The sequence below is a fragment of the Nocardiopsis camelliae genome (genome assembly GCF_028993595.1).
Taxonomy (GTDB): domain Bacteria; phylum Actinomycetota; class Actinomycetes; order Streptosporangiales; family Streptosporangiaceae; genus Nocardiopsis; species Nocardiopsis dassonvillei.
On the sequence record NZ_CP118614.1, the window covers coordinates 5,500,688 to 5,519,416 of the forward strand.

An 18,729-nucleotide genomic window follows, 5' to 3' on the forward strand; every position below is an offset into this window, starting at 1 on the left:
ACGAGATGAATGCGAGTGTGACCACGAGTGGATGCCGCAGCCTCCAACCCAGCCCTTGTCTCCGAGCAGTCCGCCGGTGCGGTCAGCGACCTCGTCGTTCTCGGCCTCGGCTACGTCGGCCTGCCGCTTGCGGCCGAGGCCGTGTCCGCCGGCCTGAAGGTCACCGGTCTGGACGTGAGCAGCCGCGTCGTCGACGGGCTCAACAGCGCCGTCTCGCACGTGGACGACCTCTCCGCGGAGGACGTGCGCGGGATGCTGGACCGCGGTTTCACCGCGACCACCGACCCGGCCTGCCTGGCCACCGCGCGCACCATCGTGATCTGCGTGCCCACGCCCCTGTCGGCGGAGGGCGGCCCGGACCTGGGCGCGGTGACGTCCGCGGCCGAGTCGATCGCCGCCCAGCTGCGGCCGGGCACCCTGGTCATCCTGGAGTCGACCACCTACCCCGGCACCACCGAGGAGGTGGTCCGCCCGCTGCTGGAGAAGTCCGGCCTTGTCGCGGGCGCCGACTTCCACCTGGCCTTCTCGCCCGAGCGCATCGACCCCGGCAACCCGACCTTCGGCGTGGCCAACACGCCCAAGGTCGTCGGCGGCCTGACGCAGGAGTGCGGGGAGGCCGCGGCGGAGTTCTACAGCGCCTTCGTGAACACGGTGGTGCGGGCGCGCGGCACCCGCGAGGCCGAGATGGCCAAGCTGCTGGAGAACACCTACCGCCACGTCAACATCGCCCTGGTCAACGAGATGGCCATCTTCTGCCAGGAGCTGGGCGTGGACCTGTGGGACTCCATCGCCGCGGCGGCCACCAAGCCGTTCGGCTTCCAGGCCTTCTACCCGGGCCCGGGCGTGGGCGGACACTGCATCCCCATCGACCCGAACTACCTGTCGTACAAGGTCAAGACCCTCGGCTACCCGTTCCGGTTCGTGGAGCTGGCCCAGGAGATCAACGGCCGCATGCCCTCCTACGTCATCCAGCGGGCGCAGGAGCTGCTCAACGACTCCGGCCTGGCGCTGTCGCGCTCCAAGGTGCTGCTGCTGGGCGTCACCTACAAGGCCGACATCGCCGACCAGCGCGAGTCCCCGGCCCGGCCGGTCGCGCGCAAGCTGGCCGCCAAGGGCGCCACGCTGACCTACCACGACCCGCACGTGGAGTCCTGGCAGGTCGACGGTGTGGACGTGCCCAGGTCCACCGACCTTGACCGCGCCCTGGCCGAGGCCGACCTGACCATCCTGCTCACCGACCACGCCGAGTACCGGCCCAAGCGGCTGGAGGAGTACGCGCGGCTGCTCCTGGACACCCGGGGCGTACTGCGCCGTCCCGACCCCGAGACGGACTCCGCGGTCCCCTCGCAGGTGCGGCGCCACGTCACGCGGGAGGGCATCGAGGTCCTGTGAGCTGAGGGACCCGTCCCGACGGGCACGCCGATCCGCGAGCACACCGCGTTCATCGGCGTGCCTTTCGGCGTTCACCTTCCCCCGGCCGAAGGTTCACCCGCTGCACTCCGTGCGGCCACCGGGCTTTCCTCGGCGCGTCTTTCCCGCTGAATACCGTGACGAAGAGCTGATACCGCTCCGACAGGAGCGGCCAGGCCGATCCGCCCGAGAGGGCCTCAGACGGCGACACAGGTAGGTGAACTCGATGCACGCGCTCGTGGCCACGGTGGTGCACCACCCGGAGGACGCACGGATCCTGCACCGGCAGATCCGCGCCCTGTTGGACGCCGGACACAGCGTGACCTATGTGGCGCCGTTCCGCGAGTGCGGGGTGACCCCGTGGTCGGAGCTGCGTTCGGTAGACGTGCCGCGCGCCTCGGGGCGCGAGCGGCTCGCCTCCCTGCGCGCCGCCCGCGCAGTCCTCGCCGAGCAGGCGCCCCTGGCCGACCTGCTCCTCTTCCACGACCCCGAACTCCTGCTGGCCCTGCCGTCCAGACGCCCGGTGACGGTGTGGGACGTGCACGAGGACACGGCGGCGGCACTGCTCACCAAGGCGTGGGTGCCCCGGTCGCTGCGGCGCCCGCTGGGCACGGTGGTGCGCTCCTTCGAGCGGCACGCGGAGCGGCGGATGCGGCTGGTGCTGGCCGAGGAGGGGTACCGCTCCCGGTTCCGCATGGAGCACCCGGTGGTGCCCAACACCACCGAGGTGCCGGAGTTCCCGGCGCGCGAGCCGGGCGACGACCGGATCGTGTACCTGGGCCAGGTGTCCGAGGCGCGCGGCGCGCGCGAACTGGTGGAGCTGGGGCGCATGCTGCGCCCGCACGGCGTGCGCCTGGAGGTCATCGGCGGCGCCGACGCCGGGGTGCGGCCGCTGCTGCGCGAGGCCCAGCAGGAGGACGTCCTGCACTGGTACGGGTTCGTGCCCAACGACCGGGCGCTGCGGATCTGCGCGGGCGCCATGGCGGGGCTGAGCCTGCTGCACGACACGCCCAACTACCGGCACTCGATGCCGACCAAGGTCGTGGAGTACATGGCGCACGGCCTGCCGGTGGTGACCACGCCCAACCCGATGGCGCAGGAGCTGGTGACCGGCCGCCCGGAGGGCCCGTCGGGCCTGGTGGTGCCGTTCGGCGACGTGTCGGCCGCGGCGGAGGCGGTGCTGCGGCTGCGCCGGGACGCGGAGCTGCGCCGCGATCTGGCCCGCACCGGGCACCGGATCGCGCGGACCTCCTTCCACTGGCCGGTCCAGGCGCGCCTGTTCGTCAAGCGCCTGGAGGCGTGGGCGGACGAGGCCTCGGGCGAACCGCTGCCCGTGGTGCCGCCCCCGCGGAGTCGCCAGCGCACTCCCGTGCGTGATTGACCCCACTTCCAGCTCTCCGGGAAATATCTTCCTCGTCAACAAGTGTTGTGGTCCGTGTCGGAGCCGACTCCGCACGGCCCCCCGCCACACCACGAGCACGACCGAGGAAACACATGACTGACGCGCTGGTACTCGACAAGGCGGCCCAGGACCTGCTCTTCCGGGACGCCCGTACCGCGAACAGCTTCACCGACGAGCCGGTGACCGAGGAGCAGGTCCGGGCGATCCACGACCTGGTCAAGTACGGGCCGACCGCCATGAACAACCAGCCCCTGCGGGTCACCGTGGTGCGCTCGGCCGCGGCCCGCGAGCGACTCGTGCCGCACATGGCGGGCAACAACGCGCCCAAGACCTCGACGGCGCCGCTCACCCTGATCCTGTCCGCGGACTCCGACTTCCACGAGCACTTCCCGAAGACCTTCCCCGTCGCGCCCGACGCCCGGGACAACTTCTCCGGGATGCCCGTCGAGGCCCGCGAGAGCATGGCCCTGCAGAACGCGTTCCTCCAGATCGGCTACCTGCTCCTGGGCGTGCGCGCCGCCGGCCTGGCGGCCGGGCCGATGACCGGATTCGACGCCGAGGGCGTGCGCCGCGAGTTCTTCGGCGAGGACTCCACGCTGCGGCCCCTGGTGGTCATGAACGTGGGCAGGCCGGGCCCGGACGCGTGGTTCGACCGCCTGCCGCGCCTGGAGTACGACGAGGCCGTCACCGAGGTCTGATCGGCGTCCCCGTCGTCCGCCGGACCTGAGGGGGCGGACGAACGCGGGACGGGACACCGTGTCGGAGGGCCGGGCGCCGAGGGGGCGCCCGGCCCTCCGCGTGCGGGCCCGGAGCGCCGCTACCCGTCCCGTTCGGCGGCGAGGAAGACCAGCAGGCACACGTCGTCGTCGCAGTCCTGGTACTTGACCATGGCGTCCAGCAGGTCGTCGGCCGCCTTGTCCGGGCCGCCCCGCCAGTACGGCGGTCCCCCGAAGCCCTCCACCAGGCGCGCGATCCCGTCGTCGATGGACTCCCCGCGCCGCTCGATCAGGCCGTCGCTGTACAGCAGCAGCGCGGCGCCCGGAGGCAGTTCGACGGTGTGGTCGGTGTAGGACAGCTCCACCGGCAGGCCGAGCATGCCGCCGGACGGCAGCGGCACCGCCTCCGCCCTGCCCTCGCCGTCGCGCCACAGCGGCGGCGGGTGCCCGGCCCCGGCCATCACCACCTCGGGGTCACCCGGCCGGAAGCGCACGATGACCGCGGTCGCGAACAGGTCCGGTTCGAGGTGGCCCAGCAGCCGGTGCAGGCGCTCCAAGAGCACGGCCGGGCTGCGCTCCTCCAGCGCGTAGGCGCGCAGGGCCGTGCGCAGCTGGCCCATCATCACCGCGGCGTGGATGCCGTGCCCGGTGACATCGCCGACCACGCCGATGAACTCGCCGTCGCCCCGGGAGAAGACGTCGTACCAGTCGCCGCCCACGTTCATCCCGCGCGTGGCGGGCAGGTAGCGGGCCGTCATCTCCATCCCCGGGGTCTGGGGCAGCTCGGTGAGCATGGCCCGTTGGAGGGTGGCCGCCGTGTCGCGCTCGCGCTCGAAGCGGCGCGCGTTGTCCAGCGACGCCGCCGCCCGCCGCGCGAGTTCGTCCAGCACGACCTCGTCGTCGGCGTCCAGGGGTTCGGCGCGGCGCAGCAGCAGCACCCCGAGCAGCCCCGAACCCGTGAGCAGGGGGAGCGCCAGCTCCCCCTCCCCGGCCGGGGCGTCCGCCGGGCGGCGCCGGGCCGCGGCCAGGAGCACCGTGTCCGGCACGGCGGCCTCACCCGCGCCGGAGGCGCACAGGCCGCCGTCCTCGCCGGTGAGCCACACCTCGACGGCGTCGGCGCGCTCGGGCACGAGCAGGTCCCGCAGGCGGGCGAAGATCTCCGACTGGTTCAGGGAGGTCATGAGCCTCGCGCTGGCCGTGGAGAGGAACGTGAGCCTGTTGCGGGCGGCCTCGGCCTGGTCGCGGGCCGCGCGCTCGGCCGCCAGGAGCCTGCGCTGCTCGTCGCTGGCCTCGGCGAGCTCGGCGTGCAGGGCGAGCACGCCCTGGTTGGTCTCCTCCAGCTCGCGCTGGTGCCACTCCAGTTCGCGTGCGCGCTCGGCCGCGACGGCGGCCACCCTCCCCGCGCGCTCGGAGGTGCGCAGCAGCTCCGCCGCCAGGAGTTCGGCGTCGGCCTCCCCGGGGGCCCCGTCCGCCGCGGCCCCCGCGTCGAGGGGCTCGGAGAGGGGCAGGTCGGACTCCCACCAGCTCTCCCCCGCGCCGTCGCGGACGGTGGCGCGCAGCACGAGCCCGTCCTCGGACAGGTCCACCGCCAGCGCGGCCGGACCGCCCGGCCCCGACGCGCGCAGCGCCCACGAGGAGGCGCCGTTCAGGAACTCCAGTTCGGCCTCGTCCCCGGCGCACGCGGCGTCGAGCACGCGCGCCACGGCCGCGCGGGCCCGCGCCGCGTCGACGGCACCGCGGACCCGCAGGTCGAGCAGCGGTTGCGTCATCGTCCTCCCCCGTCAGGGCGTGCGGTGTGCGTGACCACGGCGACGCTCGTGTCGTCGCGCAGCGGACGGGCGGCGCTTCCCGAGTCCCGGAACACCGCTCCGGCCACGACCGCGGCGTCGTGGCCGCGCAGGGCCTCGACGCCATCGGGCTTCCACCGTCCCGGCACCCCGTCGCTGTGCAGGATGAGCATGTCCCCCGGGGACCACTCCCGCCGGGCCGGGACCAGCGTCCGCAGGGAGAAGGCCCCCACGATCCCCGGTTGGGAGAGCAGTGTCTCCCAGCGCCCGTTCCGGTACAGGCGCGCACCGATGTTGCCGACCCCGCAGAAGGTGAGGCGGCCCCGGGACTCGTCGATCTCGACGATCGCCACGGCCGCCCCGCGCGTGCGCCGCAGCGCCTCGTGCAGTCCGCGCAACAGCGTGTCGGGGGTCCCTCCCCTGCTCCCGGTCACGAAGCGCGAGGCCACGTCGGCGGCGTCCGAGGCGGCCTCACCGTGCCCGAGCCCGTCCGCGAGCATGACCGTGCGCAGGGCACCGCCGCTGCGGAAGGCCAAGGCGTCCCCGGAGAGCTTGTAGCCGCCCAGGGGGACGTGTATCCCGCCCGTGGCCGCGCGCGCGCCGAACAGGGCGCGGTCGGCGGAGCGGGCGAAGCGGGCCACCGCGACCGTCCCCCTTCCGGGAGCGCTGTGGACCTCGAAGAAGTCGGCGGCGCGCGCGCAGGCGCCGAGCCCCGAACCCAGGGAGTCCTCCGAGGTGGAGAAGCCGTCCTTCATGGCGCGCGGGACGTCGGGGATGCCGGGGCCGTGGTCCAGCGCGAGGACCTGCAGGGCCCGGGCCGTTCCCCACGGCTCCCTGGCCTCCTCAGCCACGAAGCGCCCGCCGCCGGCGTACCTGCACATGTTGGTCGCCAGTTCGGACGCGGCGAGGGCCGCGGCGTCCGCCGCGGCCCCGTCCAGACCGATGCCGAGCGCGGCCTCGCGGGCGGTCCGGGCCGCGTCGGACACGTGCGTGGCGTCGGTGACCGCCAGGTCCCAGACCCTGGTCATCGGGCTCCGCGCCCGTAGGGGTCGGCCCAGGAGGTGATGGTCACCCTGGTCCCCCCCTCGGGGAGGTTCTCGATCTCGAACTCCTGCACGAGGCGTTTGGAGCCGCTCAGGCCCATCCCCAGACCGCCCGCGGTGGAGTAGCCGTCGGTCAGGGCCATGTCCACGTCGGGGATCCCCGGCCCGGAGTCGACGAAGGACACGCGGACGCCCTGTCCCGTCTGGCCGTGGACGACGCGGATCTCGGTGGCCCCGCCCCCGCCGTGCAGGAGCGTGTTGCGGGCCAGCTCGCTGGCCGCGGTCACGAGCTTGGTCTGCTGGACCAGACCGAACCCGGTCTGCTGTGCCAGGGCGCGCACCTGTTGGCGGACCGCCGTCAGGTCGGTGTCCCTGCGGATGGGCACGTGGATCGGCTCCGTGGAGGCCTGGCTCACGTCGCGCCCCGTTCCGGCCGTTCCTTCCGTTCGATGGTCACCCCGAAGCTGGCCGCCGCCTCGGTGACCGTCCGGGCGGTGTCCATGCCCGGCAGGGTCAGGCCCAGTTCGACCAGGGTGATGGCCACCGCCGGGCGCATGCCGACGAGGACGGTCCGGGCGGCGAGGAGCCGTGAGGAGGCCGCCACCTCGGCGAGGACCCGTGCGAGGAAGGAGTCGACCATGTCGAGCGAGCTGATGTCAATGATGAGTCCGCGCGAGCCGGTGTCGGCCACCGCGGTGGTCACGTCGTTCTGGAGGTCGACCGCGGCCTCGTCGGGGAGCTCGCCCTGGATGCTCACCAGTAGCAGCCCGCCGAGGTCGAGGACCGGGATGGTGGGAGGACTAGTCACGTACCTGTCCAATCAGCTCTCGGGGCCCTTGACGGACGGCGCCCTGTTCTGGCGCCGCTCCAGGGCCCACTCCAGCGCGTCGGCCAGGCTGGCGCGGGTGGTGACCGGGCCCAGGTCGAGGCCGAGTTGGACGATGGTCTGGGCGATGGCGGGGCGGATGCCCGAGATCACGCACTCCGCGCCCATGAGCCGCGCCGAGGCGACGGTCTTCATGAGGTGCTGGGCCACGAGCGAGTCCACCGTCGACACGCCCGTGATGTCCAGGATGGCGATGGTGGCCTTGTGCTCGACGATGGCCTCCAGGAGGTTCTCCATCACCACCTGGCTGCGCGCGCTGTCGAGCATGCCGATGAGCGGCACGGCGACGAGGCGGTCCCAGAGCTTGACGACCGGGGTCGCCATCTCCAGGAGCTGCTGGCGCTGGCGCTGGATGATCTCCTGGTTCTCCTGGAGCATGCTCTCGACGACCATGACCCGCAGGGTGGCGAACAGCGTGACGAGCTGGACGCGGATGTCGGACAGCTCGTCGGACCCGGTCCCGGGGGAGTCCGCTCCCAGCAGTTCCATCGCGGCCTCGCCCAGGACGCCGACCTCGCGGTCGACCTGGGCGATGGACAGCCCCGACCTGGTCCGCGAGGCGGTCATCGCGACGAGCTGTTCGCGGACGGGGTGGAAGCCCGGGGCCTCCAGGTCGTCGACGCGTCCGCTGTCGGCGACCACCGCGAGGGAGTCGACGACGGCGTGGCAGGCCTCGACGGCCTCGTCCCGGGTGACGGTGAACACCGTCTGAAAGAGGGGCAGATCGGCCCACCGCTGGGCGATCTGCTCCCTGCGGCGCCGGAGGAAGGCGGACACGATCCGCGCGCCCGACCCTGAGTGGTCGGATGCTCCGTCAGTCATACATCTCCTCGTGGTCCTGCGTGTCGCTGGAAGGGGGGTCCCGCGTTGTTGCCGCGTGGCAATTGTCTACCAGACCGGAGGTGTGTGGAAACGGGGCGCGGCGCGCGCCGGAGCGGGACGCGGCGCCTACTCCGGCTCGCTCCGCCCCCGCCAGTCCAGGCACACCACCAGTGCGTCGTCGAGGGAGGCGTGGTCGCCCCGGTACTCGGCCAGGTGGCGCAGGACCTCCTGGGGCACGGAGGAGCTGGGCACCAGCCTGGTGGCCAGGATGGCCAGGGGCAGGGCCCGGGTGCCGAAGGTCTCCTCCTCGGACGACCCCTTGGCGTCGAACACGCCGTCGCTGACGAACACCAGCCGGTCGCCCGGCTCGACCCGGAAGCCCTCCGCGGTGTAGACGGTGTCCTCGGCCATGCCCATGGGCAGCTGGGCCTCGAAGGGTATCTGCTCGACCCGGTCGCCGCGCAGACGGTAGAGGAGGGGCGAGCCCGCGTCGACCACCTGCACCTCGCCGGTGGCCAGGTCGAAGCCGAGCAGGAGGACGTCCAGGTAGCGCTCCCCCCGGTAGTGGGAGTAGACGGCCTTGTCGGCGAGGGCGACCTGGTCCGCGAGCGGGATCCCGCTGCGGCGGGCGTTGCGCAGGGCGTTGACCGCCAGGCTGGTCAGCAGCGAGGCGTCGATGCCCTCGCCCATGCCGTTGGTGATGCCCAGGGTGAGCCCGTCCGGCGCGGCCGACCAGTCGAAGTTGTCGCCGCGTATGGAGTAGGCCGGTTCGAGCTGGGCGCCGATGCTGTACTCGGGGCACTCGAAGCCCCGGCCCGGCAGCAGGTCCCACTGGACCTCGGCGGCCAGGGTGAGCCGGTCCCTGCGGCGCAGCGTCCGGTAGACGTCGGTGTCGCGCTCGGCGACGAGGATCTCGTGGCCGAGCACGCAGGCGACCTGCTCCAGTTCGGCGAGCACCCCGGCGGAGTAGTCGCCCGCCTTCAGCTCGACGGTGAGCACGCCCAGCCGGTCGCCGCGGGCGCTCACCGGGAGGTGGACGGTCACGGCCTCGGATCCGAAGCTGTCCTCGACGAAGGTCTCCTGCGCGCCGAAGACCCTGCCCACGACACTGTTGAAGACGGAGTACTCCCCCGCGCACTCCCCGGGCGGATCGGGGACGTGGCAGAGTACCTTGAGTCCGTAGTCAGCGAGGAAGAGTTCGGCGGACACCGCCGCGTAGTCCTCGGAGAGAGCCCCGCGGAGGACCGCCATGAGCCCGTGCGGCTGGGCCTCGCGGAGGGACCGCGCTACGGTCTCGTATCTGTTCACTGGATCGACCTGTGTTTTCTGTGCCGATTGGAGAAGTATCCCGCGCACCGGCACGGGTACGGTCGGCGGGCGCGGAACTGGGCGTTCCGTTATGGTCGTAGAGGTACCCCATTTCCGATGCCGGATGGGTACAACTCACAGACGCGACGTGTGAGAGTGGAAAGTGAGTCCTGAATCGCAGGAACCGACAGCCGAAGCAGCCCGTGCGGCCTCCACCGTCACCGAACTCATGGAAGTGCTCTGGGGGCGCGGCCGTGAGGTCGCCTCCTCACCGGTCTCTCCTCCGCAGCTCAAGGTCCTCTTCATCCTCGAGGAGGAGGACGGCGTGAACCTGCGTACGGTGACCGAGCGCCTGGGTTCCACCCCTCCGTCCGTCAGCAGGCTGTGCGACCGCCTCCAGGCGGTCGGCTTCGTGACCCGGACGCCGAGCCCGAACAGCCGTCGTGAGCTGAGGCTCTGGCTGAGCGAGAGCGGCCGGACCTTCCTGCGCGACCTGAGAGCTCGCAGGGAGGCCGAGCTCCACGAGGTCATCGCCCGCATGCCCCCGCGCAAGCGGGTGATGCTCATGGAAGGGCTCATGTCCTTCCGCGAGGCGGCGAGTCGCTCCGAGGAACACTCCGACAGCTCCGAGCAGCCGAACTTCCGTACGGCCTGAGCCACTGGTGCGGACCGGGCGGTCGGTCCGGCGCCACGTGTGGGTGGAACCCCGGCGTTCCCGCCCTGCCCTGGGCAGCCGCCACCTCGGGGCGGGCTTCCCAACCGTAAACAATGCCGCCAGAGTCAACTATTGTCAAGCGGCAACAGTTTTCCGACGCCGCGCCGAGTTCCCGCCTGCCGCCCTGTCCCCACTGCGTCCCGTTCCGAGGAATCCGTGCCGAAAACACCGAACCGCCGATCCGTCGGAGGCCACTCCCCTAGGCTTCACCCACGCTTGGGCCACACCCGCTCGGGTGCTGCCCCTTCTTCCCCCTGAGTGACCGGCTGGGACTGCGCATGGTTCGTCCACGACACCCGAACAAGGATCTGGAATCCGCGCTCCGGGCGGCCGAGGCCAGACAGTGGAGGGTCGAGCGCAGGAAGAAGTACTACAAGATGTACTGCCCGTGCCCGGAGAAACACTTCAAGACCGTTAAGCTCACGCTCTCCGGGGCAAATCACCTCAAAGACCTGCTGGGGCAGCTGCGTCGGGCCACATGCTGGGAGGAGCGGGACCTGTGACCACACACCACCTCGTAGCCGACCTTTCCTTCGAAGCACGGAACGGCGCCAACAGTGACGGGGACTTCGACGACTTCGTCGACCGCTTCGTCGACGAGTTGGACAACCTCCAGGAGCGCGATCCCGGCATCGTCGATCCCGACGTGGTGGGAAGTCTGGCCAACCGCACGCTCTCGGTGACGATGGGCGTGGAGACCGCGACCCTGGAGGACGCCTCCCGCCTGTTCTCCGCCAACGTGCGCGCGGCACTGCACGCGGCCGAATGCGGAACGCCGACCTGGCCCCACTTCGCACCGAAGGAGCGCATCCCCAGGGTGCGCCACCGCGACGCGGCCACCAGCTGAGCGAAGAGCCCCCTCGACCACTGGGTCCGAGGAGTTCTGGAACTCCGGGACCCGTCGGTCGAGGGGGCTCTTCGCTGTCGTGACCGGGCCGTCCACCGGCGCCCGGAGGCGGCGGGCACCGCCCGCCGCCGGGGTCGAACGGGGGCTCAGATGATCGGCGGGCGTCCGGCGCGGGTCATCCTCCACGCGGTCGACCAGCTGATGGGGGTGCGCTGACCGGCCTCCTCGCGCCAGCCCTCCCGGAAGCCCCCGAACCACGAGCGCAGCGCGTCGCGGTCGCGCTCGCGCAGCACGGTCAGCCCGACCCAGGTGCCGAGGTAGGCCGCGGCCAGGGGCCAGGGCAGGTTGCGGCGGGCCAGCCACACCCGGTTGCGGGCGTTGAGCCGGTAGAAGTTCTCGTGCCGGGTCGGCGCCACCGCCGGGTGGTACATCACCGCGTCGGCGTCGTACTCGATCCCGTAGCCCGCGTCCATGATCCGCCAGGCGAGGTCGGTCTCCTCGTGCGCGTAGAAGAAGTCGCCCGGCAGGCCGCCCCCTGCCTCGAAGGCGGTGCGCCGGATCGCGCACGCCCCGCCCAGGAACGTGGTCACCACGCTCGACTTGCGGGAGTCGCCCACGCGAAGGCGCGGCACGTGGCGGCGCTGGTCGGGGCCGCCGTCGGGGTCGGCGATGCGGAAGGACAGCGCGCCCAGCGACGGGTCGGCGGCGAAGCGCTCGCGCACGTGGCGGGCCAGGTCCCCGGAGCGGTACCAGCCGTCGTCGTCCAGGAAGAGGATGATGTCGCCGCTGGTCGCGCGCACCCCGTGGTTGCGCCCCTCGGGGATGCCCACGTTCTCCGGCAAGCGCACCCGCGTGACGCCCTCGGGCAGTTCCGGCAGGTCCGCGCCGTTGCCGACGACCACGACCTCGACGTCCGCGTCCTCCTGCTCGAACACGCTGGTGATGGCCCGGCGCAGCTCGGCGGGACGGTTGCCCATCGTCAGCAGGACGCAGGACAGGGTGGGCGCGGACACCTGGGGGCGGCTCCGTTCGGCTCTGGGCGCTGGGGAGACCGTCACCTCCGGCTTCTCCGGGCTCGGTGAGGACGGAATCACGGGTGTGGCCATGGTTGCGACCGTTCAGTGGACGAGGTGTTACTGGAAGGTTGACACACGGCCAACGATCGCAGGAACAGACTAACGAAAGAATAAAGGGAAGGTGGACGGGACCGTGGACAGGGTAACCTGCACGGCCCCGTTCGTGACGTCAACGTCATCGGCGCGTCGTTCGTGACGTTCCGACCCGGTTCGGGCCGGGGGCTCCCGAACTGTCCGCGCTATTCGAGGCGGCGCGAGGCGAGCACGCTCACGAAGTGCGCGAAGCTCATCAGCACGCCCACCGCGGCGCACACCGCGACCAGGATCCGGGTGGCCGTCAGGTCGCCGAGGAAGGCGTCCACCACGGCCGCCACCACGACGATCAGGGACAGTTCCACGGCCTGGATGAGGCGGTGCACCATCAGCGCCGAGGCCAGGCGGCGGGCCAGGCTCAGACCCGACGAGCGCGGACGCATCGCCTCGTCCGAGACCTTCTCGGGCAGGCCCGCCTTGGCGCGCGCCACCACCACGTTGTCGGTCTCGGCCTTGATGAGCGCCACGCCGATCGCCGCGGCCATGCCCAGGATCACCCAGCCGCCCGCCTCCCACTCGCCCTGGGCGCGCACGCCCAGGCCGATGAGGAGCGCGATCTCGGACACGTAGTGGCCGATGCGGTCCAGGTAGATCCCGGCCACGCTGGTGCGTCCGGTGTAGCGGGCCACCTCGCCGTCGGAGCAGTCCAGCAGCAGGTACACCTGCACGAACAGCGCCGCCACGATCGCCGACCACAGGCCGCCGAAGGCGACCACGACCCCGGCGAGCACACCGAAGGCCATCATCAGGTAGGTGATCGGGTTGGGGGGGACGCCGAGCCGGACGAAGAACGTGGTCAGGTACGGGGACAGGTCGCGCATGTAGAGGCGGCCCGCCCAGTGCTCCTCGTTCGTCCTCTCCTTGATGCCGGCGGGCTGGCCGCCCGCGCGGACCTCAGCGACCGACGGCTTCGACATAGTCCTTGACGCTCCGTCCGATCTCGCCCTCGGAGAGGTTCAGGTGTTCCAGGATGGTGAACCGGCCCGGACGGGTGTCCGGGGCGTGGACCACCGCCCGTGCGAACTCCGCCTCGTCGAGTCCGACGTCGGAGGGCACGACGGGCAGCTCGTGACGGATCAGGCAGTCGCGGATCTCGTTCATCCGCGCCTCCGACCAGTCCAGGTGCCGCACCCGCAGGAAGGACGCGTACAGCGCGCCCAGCCCGGCGAGCTCGCCGTGGTTGCTGGTGCCCGGGTGGAGCTGGGTCACCGCGTGCAGGATCTCGTGGCACGCGCCGCTGGCGGGACGGCTGGACCCGGCCACCGACATGGCCATACCCGAGAGCACCAGGCCCTCGGCCAGCACCGTGAGGAAGGCCTCGGACTCCACCGAGTCCGGGCGGTGCAGGACCGCCTCGGCCGCGACCCTGGCGAAGGTGACGGACATGCCGTCCACCGGCTCGCCGTTGACCCGGCCCGCCAGCTCCCAGTCCTCGATGGCGGAGATGTTGCTGACCACGTCGCCGATGCCCGAGCGCACCAGGTGCGAGGGGGCCGCCCGGACGTAGTCGACGTCGATGACCACGGCGATGGGCATGGTCACGCCGATCGAGGGCTTGCCGCCCTCGTGCTCCAGCGAGCTGACCGGCGAGGCGATGCCGTCGTGCGCCAGGTTGGTGGCCACGGCCACCATGGGGATCCCCGCCATGGTGGCGGCGAACTTGGTCACGTCGATGGTCTTGCCGCCGCCGATCCCGGCGACCGCCTCGTAGGCGCCCGAGCGGAGCTTCTTGCCCAGCTCGGTCGCGGCGTCGACGGTGCCCTCCTCGACGTGGAAGACCTCGCAGTTGGGCAGGTCCAGCTCGGAGGCGATCTGCGCCCCCTGGCCCGGGCCGACGGCCACGGCGATGCGGCCCTCGGTGGCGATCCTGCGGTCGGCGAGCAGCGTCCCGAGGGACGCGACGGCTCCCCGGCGCACGTCGATCGCCAGCGGGGAGGGGAGCATGCGGGCTAGTAGCGGCATGCGATCTCCCTCGCCTTGGCCAGGTCGTCGTGGTTGTCGACCTCGACCCAGTCCACCTCGCCGATCGGCGCCACGGCGACCTTCTCGCCGCGGTTGACCAGCTCCTGGTAGCCGTCCTCGTAGTACAGCTGCGGGTCGCGCTCCCAGGTGGCCTTGAGGGCGTCGGCCAGACGGGCGTCCAGGGAGCCCTCGATGAGGGTGGCGCCGATGTACTCGCCCGCGGCGGTGGCCGGGTCCATGAGCTTGGTGATCGTGCGCAGGTGGCCCTCCTCGTCGAGGGTCACCTTCATCTCCTCGTCAGCGAGGCTTTTCACGCTGTCCACCGCGAGGAGCAGTTCCGGTCCCCGCGCGGCGAGTAGCGTTTCCTCGACGCTCACGGGGTGAACCGTGTCGCCGTTGACCAGGAGGACGCCCTCGGAGAAGAACTCGCGCGCGGTCCACAGGGAGTAGGCGTTGTTCCACTCCTCGGCCTTGTCGTTGTGGCTGAGGGTGAGCTTGACGCCGTGGCGCTCCTCCAGGGCCTCCTTGCGCGCCTCGACCGCCTCCGCGCGGTAGCCGACCACGACGACGACGTCGGTCAGCCCGGCCGCGGCCAGGTTGCGCAGCGAGATGTCCATGATGGTCGTCTCGCCGTCGACGGGCACCAGCGCCTTGGGCAGGGTGTCGGTGTAGGGGCGTAGACGGCGCCCCGCGCCTGCGGCGAGAACCATTCCGAGCATGAGGGCGTGTTCCTCCTTAGTCGGGGAGGGCTCTCACGCCTCCCCGTTCGTTCCGGCGGCCGGTTGGCCCCCGTCTGCGTGGCCTGGTCGGGGGATCCGCTGATCCCCCGGGTCCGTGTCGCCCTCGCCGGGGGCGGCGCTGGCGCGTACGTCGGCCACCGGTGTCGCGCTCCAGGTGCGCACGGCCTCGCGGACGAGCAGCACCGCCAGGTATCCGGCGAGTATGCCGTAGGCGGGGGCGAGCGCGTGCAGCGCTCCTCCGACCGCGATGACGAGCATGCGGCCGTCCCAGCCGAGGGCCGCGGCGCGCACCCCTGCGGGGCGGGCCGCGCCGACCGCGGGACGGGCCACGTCGTCGCCGTGGTGACAGGCGACCGCCATCAAGAGTACGAACACCAGTGGACCCGGTACACCGGACGCCAGCCCCAGGACCGCCAGGTATCCGTACTCGGTGACGCGCAGGACGGGTGGCACGAGCCAGTCGAACCGTCCGTCGTGGGGATGGCCCGAGGCCAGTCCGGACAGTAGCAGGGCAGCGACCGGTGCGAACAGGGTAATGCCTGCCAGCCGTCCCTGGCCTGCCGCCAGGAGCGTTCCGACGACCAGGAGTCCGGTGAGCGCCGTGAGCAGGGGCGGCGCTCCCCCCGGGGCGATCCGGCCGAGCAGCAGCGCAATGTGACTGTCATCACGAAGAAACCGCAGGTCGGGACGGACCGGGACGGACCACTCCCGGTCCGAGCCCCCGTGCGCGGCGCTCGCGTTCACCGTCGGCTCCGCGCGGGATCGGCGAGTCGGGCGGTGGCTGCGACGACGCAGCCGACGACGAGGGTGACGAAGGCGACGCGCGCGTCCCAGAGCGTGGCGGTCACCGCGATGGCCAGGAAGCGCACGGGTTGGGGGAAGTCCGCGATCCGGCGCAGCGGCGAGGGGGCGGGTCGGGCACCCTCCTCGGGGCTTCCGCACAAGGGCGTCCCGTGCCCGGTGGCCGCGTTCACCGGGGCGGCGCTGGCGGGGACGGCGTTGACCGCGTGCCCGTTCGCGGCCGTCGCCTCGGCGCGGGCCCCGGCGGGGGCGCGGACCGGGCGCGAACCGCCCGTTGTGCCGTCCACCACAGTGGCGCCGAACAGCCGCGCGGTCAGTCCGGGGTCGCTGACGCGCGGCCCCTGCGGCGGGCGGGGCGCCAGGCCCCCCAGGAGGCCGTCAGCGGGCCCCTGGGCGGACGAGGGGGACCTTCTTCGGCCGGAACCCGCCTCGGGGTCGGCCGGAGCGGACCCGGCCGCCAGGAGCGAGTCGCGCAGGGCCAGGGCGACGAGCGCGCCCGCGGCCCACCCCCAGGCCCCGTCGATCCCGGCTGCCACGGCGCCCGCCGCCAGGCCGAGGTAGACCGCGTACTCGCGCAGCTGCGACAGCATCGCCGCGAGCCACAGGGTGAGGGCGTCGTGCCGGTCGGCCCGCATGCGCTCGCGGACCGCGTCGCAGAACAGGACCGCGCCGAGGAAGGCCGAACCCGCCAGGCCGCCGACCGCGTCGGCGCGGGAGAACCAGACCGCCGCGCCGACGGCGCCCAGGACGCCGATCCGGGCCACCCCGGCGCGGGTGACGTGTCGGCGTTCGAGCATCCGCGCGGCCAGCCGCGCCACGGTGCCGCTGTGGGCCATGGACGTGTCCTCTCCCAGCTCTGATGGGAGACACCGTTTCTCACTCTGTGTAACGGTTCAATCACTGACACACGCGAGGATCATCGCGACGGGAGGGGACGGCACGGACCCCTGTCCGGACATGTGGCGAAACGCCGGACGCGCACCGCCGGACGGTCTCCGGTGGTGCGCGTCGGTGCGTCAGCGCGTTCGGCGGGGGTCGGACGGGCCCGGGCGGCTCAGACCGCCTGGCCGCCGTCGCCGCCGTTGTCGGCCTCGGCGGCCTTCCTGGCCTTCTCCTCCGCGCGCTTCTTCTTCTCGGCGTCGCGCTTCTTGCGCTCCTCGATCTCCGCCTGGGTGTCGTCGTTGTAGGCGGCGAGCGCTGCGTCGATGTCGGTGTCCAGGGCGAGCCCGCCGTCCTTGACGTAGAGCCCGCGGTTGCAGAACCGGCGCAGGTCCCTCTCGCTGTGCGACACCAGGACCATCGTGCGCTGGTTGGCCAGCATGCGGTCGATGGCCTCGTAGCACTTGCGCTTGAAGGCCTTGTCGCCGACCGCGAGCACCTCGTCGACCAGCATGATCGGGTGCTCCAGCTGGGAGATCAGCGCGAAGCCGAGCCGGACCTTCATGCCGCTGGAGTAGTGGCGCACCGGGGTGTCCACGAACTTGGGCTTGATCTCGGCGAAGTCGACGATCTCGTCGAAGCGCTCGTCGATCTGCTTCTCGGTCATCCCGTGCAGGGAGCCGACCAGGTACACGTTCTCGCGGCCGGTCAGGTTGTCGTTGAACCCGGCGCGCAGCTCCAGCAGCGGGGCGACCTTGCCGTGGACGTGCACCTCGCCCTCGTCGGGGATGAGCACCCCGGCGATCAGCTTGAGCAGGGTCGACTTGCCGGTGCCGTTCTTGCCCACGATGCCCACGCACTCGCCGCGTCCGATCTCGAACGTGACGTCGCGCAGCGGCCAGAACTCGTCGCCCTCGGCGTTGGGGTCGCGCTTGGTGCCGTGGATGAACATCTCGCGCAGGCTGCGCTTGCGTCGGCGGTTCACGGCGAACTTGACGCCGAGGCCCTTGGCCTCGATGACCGGACCGGTGGTCCCGGCGCCGTAGGTCGTCTGCGCCATCACAGCTCCTTCAGGACGGACATCTCCAGACGGCGGAACGTCCAGTATCCGATGATCAGCATGAGGACCGAACCGACCACCGACGAGGTCAGCGCGAGCGTGCTCGGGGTGAGTTCGTCGAACCCGGCGAACCACACGGCACGGTGCATCTCGAAGATACCCAGCAGCGGGTTCAACTGGAAAAGTGTCTTCGCCCACTCCGGGACGCTGGGCTCGGTGAGCACCAGCGAGGCGGGGAAGAGGACCGCCGAGCCGTAGAACAGGATGCGCGAGGCGATGCGCACCAGGCGCTCGACGTCGCGCAGCAGCACGTTGACCGCGGACAGGAACAGGGTGAGGCCCAGCCCGAAGACGAACTGGAGCACGATGGCCAGCGGCAGCCACAGCAGCACGCCCTCCCACGAGGGCCTGCCGCCGAGGAAGATCACGAAGAGGATCAGCACGGGCCAGGTGAGCAGGTACTCGACGAACTTCGTGCCGACCGTGGCGATGGGGAAGATCTCCCGCGGCACCTTCATGGTGGTGATCAGCTTGGCGTGCGTGATCATCGCGCGGGGGGCCTCGGACAGGATCGCCCCGAAGGTGTTCCAGGGCAGGATCCCCGCCACCAGGAACAGCAGGAAACCGCCCTGTGCCAAGGCCTCCGGCGGCATACCCCGTTCAGCGTTGAGGATGACGCCGAAGACGACGAAGTAGACCATCGTCAGAGCCAGCGGCTCCAACATCGTCCACGCGTACCCCAGTACGGACTGCTGGTACTTGACCTTCAGGTCGCGCCGGACCAGGAGGCCGACGACCTTCCGGTGCTCCCAGACGGCCAGCGCCCTTGACGCCACCGCCACCTCCAAGGGTTGATGTCTCGTCCGGTCCACGCTGAGGCCGGACGGGCGTGCTCGTACTCGCCTGTGCGCACCGGCCGGGATACGCGGTCCACCCCGTACGGCGTACCGAAACGGGGGAGCGTGTCCGGGCGACCGGGGGATGTCACGGACCGCGCCCGGTTCAACGACCGCTTCTGGGAGGAGGTCGGCACCGGGCACGCCATACAGGCGTCCATAGGTTACCGCTGCGAACGACGGGCTGTGCCACCCCACCTGTCACCAATGCGCGTTTTGTACCTTCGCCCAGAGAGGCCGGAAGAAGCGTGCGGAGGCCGCGCGGGGCTCGGAGTGCCGTGTGGAA

The 18,729-nt window shown here is 71.7% G+C and carries 20 protein-coding genes; 6 read left to right on the top strand and 14 right to left on the bottom strand.

Annotated features, from left to right (window positions below):
* Positions 1-27 precede the first annotated feature (27 nt).
* The 3 genes from PV789_RS23935 (at position 28) to PV789_RS23945 (ending at position 3,510) form a co-directional block, all read left to right on the top strand.
* Complete coding sequence (locus PV789_RS23935) at positions 28-1,392, top strand: nucleotide sugar dehydrogenase (RefSeq protein WP_274974651.1); 1,365 nt, start codon at positions 28-30, stop codon at positions 1,390-1,392.
* 244 nt (positions 1,393-1,636) lie between these two features.
* Positions 1,637-2,791 carry a glycosyltransferase gene (locus PV789_RS23940; protein WP_274974652.1) on the top strand — a complete coding sequence of 385 codons (1,155 nt, stop codon included), beginning with the start codon at positions 1,637-1,639 and terminating at the stop codon, positions 2,789-2,791.
* Positions 2,792-2,904: 113 nt separating this feature from the next.
* Positions 2,905-3,510, top strand: a complete 606-nt coding sequence (locus PV789_RS23945) for a malonic semialdehyde reductase (RefSeq protein WP_212642890.1) — start codon at positions 2,905-2,907, stop codon at positions 3,508-3,510.
* A 119-nt stretch (positions 3,511-3,629) separates the two neighbouring features.
* Here PV789_RS23945 and PV789_RS23950 read toward each other — a convergent pair whose 3' ends face one another.
* The 6 genes from PV789_RS23950 to PV789_RS23975 form a co-directional block, all read right to left on the bottom strand.
* Positions 3,630-5,297, bottom strand: a complete 1,668-nt coding sequence (locus PV789_RS23950) for a PP2C family protein-serine/threonine phosphatase (RefSeq protein ID WP_274974653.1) — start codon at positions 5,295-5,297, stop codon at positions 3,630-3,632.
* Entirely contained in the window at positions 5,294-6,343 is a 1,050-nt protein-coding gene (locus tag PV789_RS23955; RefSeq protein ID WP_274974654.1) for a SpoIIE family protein phosphatase, read from the bottom strand. Before PV789_RS23955 ends, PV789_RS23950 begins: the two co-directional genes overlap by 4 nt.
* Entirely contained in the window at positions 6,340-6,774 is a 435-nt protein-coding gene (locus PV789_RS23960) for an anti-sigma regulatory factor (RefSeq protein WP_274974655.1), read from the bottom strand. Before PV789_RS23960 ends, PV789_RS23955 begins: the two co-directional genes overlap by 4 nt.
* Positions 6,771-7,166 (bottom strand): STAS domain-containing protein, encoded by a 396-nt coding sequence (locus tag PV789_RS23965; RefSeq protein WP_274974656.1) that lies wholly within the window; start codon positions 7,164-7,166, stop codon positions 6,771-6,773. Before PV789_RS23965 ends, PV789_RS23960 begins: the two co-directional genes overlap by 4 nt.
* A gap of 12 nt (positions 7,167-7,178) precedes the next feature.
* Positions 7,179-8,066 (bottom strand): STAS domain-containing protein, encoded by an 888-nt coding sequence (locus tag PV789_RS23970; protein WP_274974657.1) that lies wholly within the window; start codon positions 8,064-8,066, stop codon positions 7,179-7,181.
* Positions 8,067-8,192: 126 nt separating this feature from the next.
* Entirely contained in the window at positions 8,193-9,317 is a 1,125-nt protein-coding gene (locus tag PV789_RS23975; RefSeq protein WP_274978232.1) for a PP2C family protein-serine/threonine phosphatase, read from the bottom strand.
* A gap of 286 nt (positions 9,318-9,603) precedes the next feature.
* Between PV789_RS23975 and PV789_RS23980 the strand changes: the two genes are divergently transcribed.
* The 3 genes from PV789_RS23980 (at position 9,604) to PV789_RS23990 (ending at position 10,936) form a co-directional block, all read left to right on the top strand.
* Positions 9,604-10,029, top strand: a complete 426-nt coding sequence (locus PV789_RS23980) for a MarR family winged helix-turn-helix transcriptional regulator (protein ID WP_274974658.1) — start codon at positions 9,604-9,606, stop codon at positions 10,027-10,029.
* A gap of 338 nt (positions 10,030-10,367) precedes the next feature.
* Positions 10,368-10,592: a hypothetical protein gene (locus PV789_RS23985; protein ID WP_274974659.1), complete on the top strand. Its 225-nt coding sequence runs from the start codon at positions 10,368-10,370 to the stop codon at positions 10,590-10,592.
* On the top strand, positions 10,589-10,936 hold the full coding sequence (locus tag PV789_RS23990) for a hypothetical protein (RefSeq protein WP_274974660.1): 348 nt from the start codon (positions 10,589-10,591) through the stop codon (positions 10,934-10,936). The genes PV789_RS23985 and PV789_RS23990 overlap by 4 nt, the downstream gene beginning before the upstream one ends.
* Before the next feature lie 146 nt (positions 10,937-11,082).
* Here the strand turns inward: PV789_RS23990 and PV789_RS23995 are convergent, their stop codons facing one another.
* The 8 genes from PV789_RS23995 to PV789_RS24030 form a co-directional block, all read right to left on the bottom strand.
* Positions 11,083-11,949, bottom strand: coding sequence for a glycosyltransferase family 2 protein (locus PV789_RS23995; RefSeq protein ID WP_274978233.1), 867 nt, complete (start codon positions 11,947-11,949; stop codon positions 11,083-11,085).
* Between the two features lie 302 nt (positions 11,950-12,251).
* Positions 12,252-13,022 (bottom strand): CDP-alcohol phosphatidyltransferase family protein, encoded by a 771-nt coding sequence (locus tag PV789_RS24000; RefSeq protein WP_274974661.1) that lies wholly within the window; start codon positions 13,020-13,022, stop codon positions 12,252-12,254.
* Positions 13,000-14,049, bottom strand: a complete 1,050-nt coding sequence (locus tag PV789_RS24005) for an iron-containing alcohol dehydrogenase family protein (RefSeq protein WP_274978234.1) — start codon at positions 14,047-14,049, stop codon at positions 13,000-13,002. The genes PV789_RS24000 and PV789_RS24005 overlap by 23 nt, the downstream gene beginning before the upstream one ends.
* Before the next feature lie 5 nt (positions 14,050-14,054).
* The gene (locus PV789_RS24010; RefSeq protein WP_013154871.1) at positions 14,055-14,786 is read right to left on the bottom strand and encodes a phosphocholine cytidylyltransferase family protein; all 732 of its coding nucleotides are present in this window, start codon (positions 14,784-14,786) and stop codon (positions 14,055-14,057) included.
* 33 nt (positions 14,787-14,819) lie between these two features.
* Positions 14,820-15,551, bottom strand: a complete 732-nt coding sequence (locus PV789_RS24015; protein WP_274974662.1) for a DUF5941 domain-containing protein — start codon at positions 15,549-15,551, stop codon at positions 14,820-14,822.
* Complete coding sequence (locus tag PV789_RS24020; protein WP_274974663.1) at positions 15,548-16,444, bottom strand: hypothetical protein; 897 nt, start codon at positions 16,442-16,444, stop codon at positions 15,548-15,550. Before PV789_RS24020 ends, PV789_RS24015 begins: the two co-directional genes overlap by 4 nt.
* A gap of 218 nt (positions 16,445-16,662) precedes the next feature.
* A complete protein-coding gene (locus PV789_RS24025) occupies positions 16,663-17,547 on the bottom strand; it encodes an ABC transporter ATP-binding protein (RefSeq protein WP_274974664.1) in 885 nt (294 codons plus the stop codon).
* Positions 17,547-18,395, bottom strand: a complete 849-nt coding sequence (locus PV789_RS24030; protein WP_274974665.1) for an ABC transporter permease — start codon at positions 18,393-18,395, stop codon at positions 17,547-17,549. Before PV789_RS24030 ends, PV789_RS24025 begins: the two co-directional genes overlap by 1 nt.
* Positions 18,396-18,729 lie beyond the last annotated feature (334 nt).